The sequence below is a fragment of the Coprococcus sp. AF21-14LB genome (genome assembly GCF_003458885.1).
Classification (GTDB): Bacteria; Bacillota; Clostridia; order Lachnospirales; family Lachnospiraceae; genus UBA9414.
Map to the genome: position 1 here is coordinate 1 of NZ_QRVX01000081.1, position 6,849 is coordinate 6,849.

General features: G+C 39.5%; 8 protein-coding genes. 2 read left to right on the forward strand and 6 right to left on the reverse strand.

From position 1 onward, the window contains the following. Positions 1-149 precede the first annotated feature (149 nt). Entirely contained in the window at positions 150-650 is a 501-nt protein-coding gene (locus tag DWX73_RS12530) for an SEC-C metal-binding domain-containing protein (protein ID WP_118349057.1), read from the reverse strand. A 119-nt stretch (positions 651-769) separates the two neighbouring features. On the opposite strand from DWX73_RS12530, the gene DWX73_RS12535 reads away from it, so the two are divergent. After that, on the forward strand, positions 770-991 hold the full coding sequence (locus DWX73_RS12535; protein WP_118349058.1) for a hypothetical protein: 222 nt from the start codon (positions 770-772) through the stop codon (positions 989-991). A gap of 22 nt (positions 992-1,013) precedes the next feature. Here DWX73_RS12535 and DWX73_RS13590 read toward each other — a convergent pair whose 3' ends face one another. Continuing rightward, complete coding sequence (locus DWX73_RS13590; RefSeq protein WP_158556866.1) at positions 1,014-1,160, reverse strand: hypothetical protein; 147 nt, start codon at positions 1,158-1,160, stop codon at positions 1,014-1,016. 272 nt (positions 1,161-1,432) lie between these two features. On the opposite strand from DWX73_RS13590, the gene asnA reads away from it, so the two are divergent. After that, entirely contained in the window at positions 1,433-2,443 is a 1,011-nt protein-coding gene (gene asnA / locus DWX73_RS12540) for an aspartate--ammonia ligase (protein WP_118349059.1), read from the forward strand. 85 nt (positions 2,444-2,528) lie between these two features. Here asnA and DWX73_RS12545 read toward each other — a convergent pair whose 3' ends face one another. The 4 genes from DWX73_RS12545 to DWX73_RS13685 all read right to left on the reverse strand — a co-directional run bounded on the left by DWX73_RS12545 (position 2,529) and on the right by DWX73_RS13685 (position 6,746). Then, a complete protein-coding gene (locus DWX73_RS12545; protein ID WP_118349060.1) occupies positions 2,529-2,849 on the reverse strand; it encodes a putative heavy metal-binding protein in 321 nt (106 codons plus the stop codon). Positions 2,850-2,866: 17 nt separating this feature from the next. Continuing rightward, on the reverse strand, positions 2,867-4,006 hold the full coding sequence (locus DWX73_RS12550; protein ID WP_118349061.1) for a toxic anion resistance protein: 1,140 nt from the start codon (positions 4,004-4,006) through the stop codon (positions 2,867-2,869). A gap of 3 nt (positions 4,007-4,009) precedes the next feature. Beyond that, positions 4,010-5,194: a 5-bromo-4-chloroindolyl phosphate hydrolysis family protein gene (locus DWX73_RS12555; RefSeq protein ID WP_158556867.1), complete on the reverse strand. Its 1,185-nt coding sequence runs from the start codon at positions 5,192-5,194 to the stop codon at positions 4,010-4,012. A 148-nt stretch (positions 5,195-5,342) separates the two neighbouring features. Next, complete coding sequence (locus DWX73_RS13685; protein ID WP_199413564.1) at positions 5,343-6,746, reverse strand: hypothetical protein; 1,404 nt, start codon at positions 6,744-6,746, stop codon at positions 5,343-5,345. Positions 6,747-6,849: the final 103 nt, after the last annotated feature.

Genomic DNA, 6,849 nt, shown 5'->3' on the forward strand with positions numbered 1-6,849 from the left:
GATTCCACCTCACGGTGGACACCCTTGTCATTGGCTGTATCCTTCCCACTACTAGGGCGGATTAGGGACTTTCACCCATTAGCGACGTGCGCCGCAAGGCGCACCAAAAGAGAAGCCAGATACAATCTGCATCTGACTTCCTCATCTAATTATCTGCCGCAGCAGTGTTTATATTTCTTTCCGCTTCCGCACGGACACGGATCATTTCTTCCGATCTTTTTCGGCTTTCTGATTGTTCCTGAGTTCTTCTGGATCTTATAAAGTTCTCTTTTTTTCTCCGGTGTGAAGATCTCATCCCACTGTGGAAGTTCATAGAGCCATTCTGCCTTTGCATCTACCATGTTCATGTATAACTTCTCTTTATCAAATGCAAGGCTGACAACTGTATCTTCATCCATAGTCTCAATCGGATTCTCTGTCTTCAGACTCTCGTTGATACCATCAAGGAAACCAACCATTGTCAGAACTTCTACACCATATTTTGCTGCTAATTCTTTCACAGTTCCTTTCACTTCTTCATCCGGATTAGAAAGAAGCTGCTCATAAATTCCTTTTTCTGTTAAAAAATATGCATTCCAGAACTTCTGTAATGCTGCTCTGTCCATTTCTTTTGAATATGCTATTTCATGCCATTGCTCTAATAAACTCATTTCAAAATACTCCTTTGTATATTTTCATTCTTTACTTGCATATTATATACTATTTCTTGCAGTTTTCCAAGATTCTTTATATAATATCCTTAAAAATTCTTATAAAAAGGATGATAATCATGAAAAAATTCAAAAGAATCGCAGCAGGAGCTGGTGTTCTTCTGCTTGTTGGAATGTACCTCTGTACTTTAATCTTTGCACTTCTGGATAATCCAAAGACAATGCTTATGTTCAAATTCTCGATTGCACTATCACTCATTGTCCCGGTTCTCTGCTATGGTATCGTACTCTTTACCCGGCTTTCTGACCGAAATAAACCAGATTCTTCTGATGACAATTAGACAGCTTTCATCACTCCATTGCTCAAATATAAAGTTCTGCAAGCATCAGCGCAGAACTTTTTCTGTTCTCTGCCCCTATCTGACGTTTCGTTAAATTCTCTTTTCTCTTTTTCAGGTATTCTTCAATTGATATAACACCTTTTACTGTCTGTTTCTCATTTTGCTTCATATGCTGTACCTCCTTATTTTCGAATACCGACATTATCATCTATATGACACAAAGATTAAAAATATGCCTTTTATTTTCTCTTCCCTCACTCTATATTCTGATTCTAACAATCAATTGTGACACCCTTATGACTGAACTCTAAAGTCTTTCTAATTTGTTTCTTAAAAATAATTTATAATTTTTTAGAAAACTATAAAAATCACTTGACATTCGAACAGAGCGAATTCTATATTATTAGGTATATAAAATGCCCAGAAAGGAAGTATGCTGTTATGGAACATTTATACATTCCGGATCACTACATTTCTCCACTGAATATTAGAGAAACCGAAGTTGCTATCAAAGAAGTAAAAGACCATTTTGAGCGTGCGCTTGCAAAAGCTCTTCATTTGACTCGTGTATCTGCTCCGCTTTTTGTGAATCCGAACACTGGTCTGAATGATAATCTCAACGGCGTTGAACGCCCTGTCTCCTTTGGCGTGCGCGAACAAAATGACGCTGAATTTGAGATTGTTCACTCCCTTGCTAAATGGAAGCGTCTGGCGCTAAAGCGCTATGATTTTCATTCCGGAGAAGGCCTTTACACGGATATGAATGCAATACGCCGCGATGAAGATACCGATAATATTCATTCCATTTTTGTAGATCAATGGGATTGGGAGAAAATTATTTCCCGTGAAGAGCGCAATACTGAAACACTGGAATACACTGTTCGGAAAGTTTATTCTGCCTTGAAAGATACAGAACAGTATATTTCCAGACGTTACAATTATATTGAACCGCTTCTTCCGGATGAGATTACATTTATCACATCACAGGAACTGGAAAATCTATACCCGGACTGCACAGCAAAAGAAAGAGAATACAAAATTGCCAGACAAAAGAAAGCTGTATTTATTTCCCAGATTGGCAAAGTACTTGCTTCCGGAGAAAAACATGACGGACGTGCACCAGACTATGATGACTGGGACTTAAACGGCGATATCATCGTTTACTACCCTGTACTGGATATTGCTTTAGAGCTGTCTTCTATGGGTATCCGCGTAGATGAACGTTCACTTGCCCGTCAGCTAAAGCTTTCCGGCTGTGAAGCCAGAGCAGAACTGGACTTCCAGAAAGCTCTCTTAAACGGTGAGCTTCCTTACACCGTCGGCGGCGGAATCGGACAGTCACGTATCTGCATGTTCTATCTGCGCAAGGCACATATCGGCGAAGTACAGTCTTCTGTATGGCCGGATGAAATTGCCCGGGAGGCACTGGCACATGGCATTCAACTTCTTTAGAAGAATAAGGCATCAGCAATTATAAAAATACCCTGAGCATTTCGGCAAATCCTTTTGCCTCAACGTTCAGGGTATTTTTTACTTTCTATTCCACTACGACAGCCGTTCCGCTTGCTGTAACCATCAGCATTCCATTGTCTGTACCGAGTACTTCATAGTCAATATCAACGCCTACTACTGCATTCGCTCCCCGGTCTATCGCGCGTTGCTCCAGTTCGATCAGTGCATTCTGCCTTGCCTGAACAAGTTCTTCTTCGTAACTTCCGGATCTTCCTCCAAAAAAATTGCTGAAAGACGCTGCAATATCTCTCACAAAATTCACACCGGAAATCACTTCTCCAAATACAATTCCACGATACTCAACAATTCTTCTTCCTTCTACCGATGGTGTTGTTGTAATAATCATAATTCTGTACTCCTTTCTTAACGATGGATCTGAAGTAATTTCTGCTTCAGATCTTGCTCAAGCTGATACATTTCCTGTTCTGCTTCCTTGCGCTTCTGCCTTCCTTCCTCCTGTATCTTCATCACTTCATCAAATGTCTCGATCAAGGACGCATTCGTTTGTTTCAATGTCTCCATATCTACAATTCCCCGCTCAGACTCTCTCGCCGTTTCTACAGATGCCATTTTTAATGCCTGTGCGTTCTTCTTCAGCAGCTCATTCGTCATATCTGTCACTGCGCGCTGAGCCTGAGAAGCTTTCAGCGAATCTTCCACTCCGAGGGCAATTACCATCTGGCTCTTCCATAACGGAATCGTATTGACAATTGTAGACTGAATCTTTTCTACCATCATCGTATCATTCCCCTGCACAAGACGAATCTGCGGCGCTGTCTGCATCGCGATCATCTTCGTTAATTCAAGGTCATGGATTTTCTTTTCAAATCGGTTGCAAAATGCTTCTAAATCTCTGGCTGCCTGCGCATCTTCCGGTAAATTCGTTCTTGTCGCTTTATCCAACAGCTGCTTCAGATCATTCTCACGAATCTGTACTAGCTTTTTCTTCCCAGCCACTACATACATTGTCAGCTCTTTAAAGTAAGTCAAGTTTGTCTCATACATTTTATCAAGAATTGCAATGTCTTTCATCAATTTTACTTGATGTTCTTCCAAAGCAGACGTAATCTTCTCAATATTTACTTCCGCTTTATCATATCTGGCTTTCATAACCTCCATTTTGTTAGAAGCTTTTTTAAAGAATCCAAAGAAACCTTTTTCTTTCTCTTCTTCATCAAAATTCTTCAATTCACCGATAACTCCTTCGAGCAGTGTACCGATTTCTCCCAAATCTTTTGTTCTTACATTTTCCAGCGCTGCCTCTGAAAAATCTGCCATTTTCTTCTGTGTTCCTGCACCGTACTGCAAAATCATATTTGTATTCGTAATATCAATCTGCTGAGCAAACAATTCTGCCTGCTTCTGTTCTTCTTCTGTCAGAACACTATCGTTCCATGTTTCTTCTTCTGTCTTTATAACTTCTGCCGGAGTTTCTTCTTCGGCAAATGGTTCTAACGTCAATGTAGGTGTATCTGTAAATGCTTCAAATTTCTTCTCTTCCATTTCTTATTTATTCCTTTCTGTAAAATCTTTCTTTGTCAATCCTTCTTGAGCAAGCATTGTATGCAGTACGGAGATATCTGAAGACACATCCCAGGCTGTATCCTGAAACAGACCGTCTAACATTTTCTCAAATGCTTCATTTAATGTATCCAACGTTGCTTCTATTTCTTTCTTAGAATTCTGTATTGTTTCTGTATCAACAGACTGACTCTCAAGCTCCGCATATGCCTGCAGCAATTTTACGGTTGTAGGAAGATAATATTTTAAAAGCCGGCGAATGTCATCTATCTGCTCCGGATGTTGTTCAATTCTCTCAAAAATTTTTTTCACAAGAAACTCCATTCTGGAAATCTTTCTTGAAATTTCTTCTCCCGGAATTCTGTCATTCCACCTCCGGATTTCTCCGATATAGTCCTGTCCGCTTTGAATGATCTGCTGTGCTTCTTCACTGAGTTTTTTCGCTGTCTTCTTCTCTGCTTTCTCTTGATCTAATGTCAAGTCAGCTGCTTGAACTGCCTGTTTTTGTTTCTCAAGCATAAGATACTCTTCGTATACTTTATCTGATGTCATAAAACAAGTTTTACTTCGATCAAAATGCCCTTCCCGAAACCATCCTTTTTCAATCATTTTCTGAATATCTTTTCTTATATAACCAACAGATTTTCCTGTATATGCAGCCAAATCCTCCAGATTACAGTATTGCGTATCCTGCAATTTCTGCAGATATTTTCGAAATCTGGTGATTCCTTTCATCTTTCTGCGCCCGCCTGTTACCAGACAGAAAAGCAAAAATGTAATAACACCAAGCAGTATTGCACCAATTTTAATCGCCGGATAAAACATCTCTCCAATTGCCATCAATAAAAGCAAGGACAATAAGCCAAAACCAAAAATCCCACCCAAAATTGCTCCGGGAATGACCATTCCAAGTCCACTGCTCCAGACTTTCTTATCATTGATGTACAATCTTGCTTTTTCTCTTTCTTTCTGCAATGCCAATTCTTGCTGTTCTCTCTGTTGCTTCGCGTACTTTGTCTGACGCATTATATTTCCTGTAATATTGTCGGCCGCACTGCTTACAACATTACTGATTGTCTGATTTAATTTTTGAAAATCTTGTGAACTCACCGCATTTTCCACGATATCCCGCACAGAATTTCCTATTTTTTCCCATTCTTTTTTGTCCATGCCATCTTCCTGCCACTTTCTTTTATTTGCTTCGTGTGTTTTTTTCATTATACCTTTAATACATGCAAATTACAACAAAAGAGAGTCGCTGTTCTCACAATTACAGCGACTCTCTGACTCCTATTTTAGGAGCAGGAAAATCAATTTCTTATTTAAGAATCCTCTTTCTGACAGATACGACTACAACTGCCGCTGCCAACAGCATGCACAGTACAATTACAGATATATTGGTATGATCGCCGGTCTTAGGTGCAGCTTTTTTCTTTTCCTCAGCAGCTTTCTTTTTGGCTTCCTCATCTTTCTTCTTTTTCGCTTCTGCCTCTTTCTTCTTTAGTTCTTCCTCTTTTTTCTTCAGCTCTTCTTCTTTCTTCTTTGCTTCTTCCTGCTGCTTCTTCAGCTCTTCTTCCTTCTTCTTTGCTTCTTCCTGCTGTTTCTTCAGCTCTTCTTCCTTCTTCTTTGCTTCTTCCTGCTGTTTCTTCAGTTCTTCTTCCTGCTTCTTCAACTCTTCTTCTTTTTTCTTGTCCTCTTCGCTCGTATCAGGAGTATCTTCTGCAAGAGTCATAAGTTCCAAACCACCTTTCTGAGCAAATGGTTCATTGTTTTCAAAATCCCAGCTGGATACATGATAAACAAAGTACAGATTCGTTTCTTTCACATCTTTTGGAATGATAGCTTCATATGTCACAATGACCTGTTCTCCGGATTTTATTTCTCCAACTTCGAAAGAATGATCTTTGATTTTCAACTTATCTGAAATTGTCATGCTGCCAATGCCAAGTGTTTCATTTCCATCTTCATCTTTCGCTATGTCTGCTGAAACAAATACATTCCTAAGATCTGTTTTATTCGGATTCGTAATGGTAAATACCATTTTAAACGTCTCACCACGCTTGATTGCGCTTAGATCATTCAATGCCTCCACTTTCACATCCAGTTCCAGTACTTCCGGCTGTTCTGGTTCTTCCGGTTGCTCTGGCTTCTCTGCCTCTTCCGGTTTCTCTGGCTCTTCCGGCTGCTCTGGCTGCTCCGGTTCTTCTGTTTTCTCTTCTTCAACCGCTTTTACTTTCAATTCCAGATTTGCTGCTCCGTATACTGCATCGTCTGTACCTTTCGCTATTGCATTTAGCACAATACTCTTACCTGCCAATTCTTCCGGAACAACTGCTTTCATCTGCAATTCCAGTTTTTCATGGGTTTTTAATAAGGTCACATCTGCTTCTAAAGCTGTTTCAAGCTTTCTCACTGCTTTTAGATGTTCGTTGGCTTCTAATTCTACAATCTTTACTGCATTCTCTTCACTTGTTGATGTTACAACGATTGTTGGAGATATATCTGCTTCAGAAGTATTTTCAAGCAACAGCTTCATCGCGAATGCATCTCCAATTTCTAACGCTGCAGCATCTTTTTCTTCATCTGGAAGAATTACAAGCTTAACCTGATCTGTATTTTGATCTTCTTTTGGCTGTTCTGGTTCTGCCGCATAACCGTTCATTCCAATCAGCATTGCTACAAAACAAATCCATGCAAATAGATTCTTACGTTTCTTCGTCATAACACCACCTCCAATATTACCTTTTTTGTTATAATGATTATATCATATTCCTCCTTTGCATTTGTTGATATTTTCTTAAAATTTGTATTATATATATATATAT

Bases quoted from the DNA above. Each gene is read 5' to 3' on its own strand.
- DWX73_RS12530 (WP_118349057.1), bottom strand. From the start codon at position 650: ATGAGTTTATTAGAGCAATGGCATGAAATAGCATATTCAAAAGAAATG.
- DWX73_RS12535 (WP_118349058.1), top strand. From the start codon at position 770: ATGAAAAAATTCAAAAGAATCGCAGCAGGAGCTGGTGTTCTTCTGCTT.
- DWX73_RS13590 (WP_158556866.1), bottom strand. From the start codon at position 1,160: ATGAAGCAAAATGAGAAACAGACAGTAAAAGGTGTTATATCAATTGAA.
- asnA (WP_118349059.1), top strand. From the start codon at position 1,433: ATGGAACATTTATACATTCCGGATCACTACATTTCTCCACTGAATATT.
- DWX73_RS12545 (WP_118349060.1), bottom strand. From the start codon at position 2,849: ATGATTATTACAACAACACCATCGGTAGAAGGAAGAAGAATTGTTGAG.
- DWX73_RS12550 (WP_118349061.1), bottom strand. From the start codon at position 4,006: ATGGAAGAGAAGAAATTTGAAGCATTTACAGATACACCTACATTGACG.
- DWX73_RS12555 (WP_158556867.1), bottom strand. From the start codon at position 5,194: ATGGACAAAAAAGAATGGGAAAAAATAGGAAATTCTGTGCGGGATATC.
- DWX73_RS13685 (WP_199413564.1), bottom strand. From the start codon at position 6,746: ATGACGAAGAAACGTAAGAATCTATTTGCATGGATTTGTTTTGTAGCA.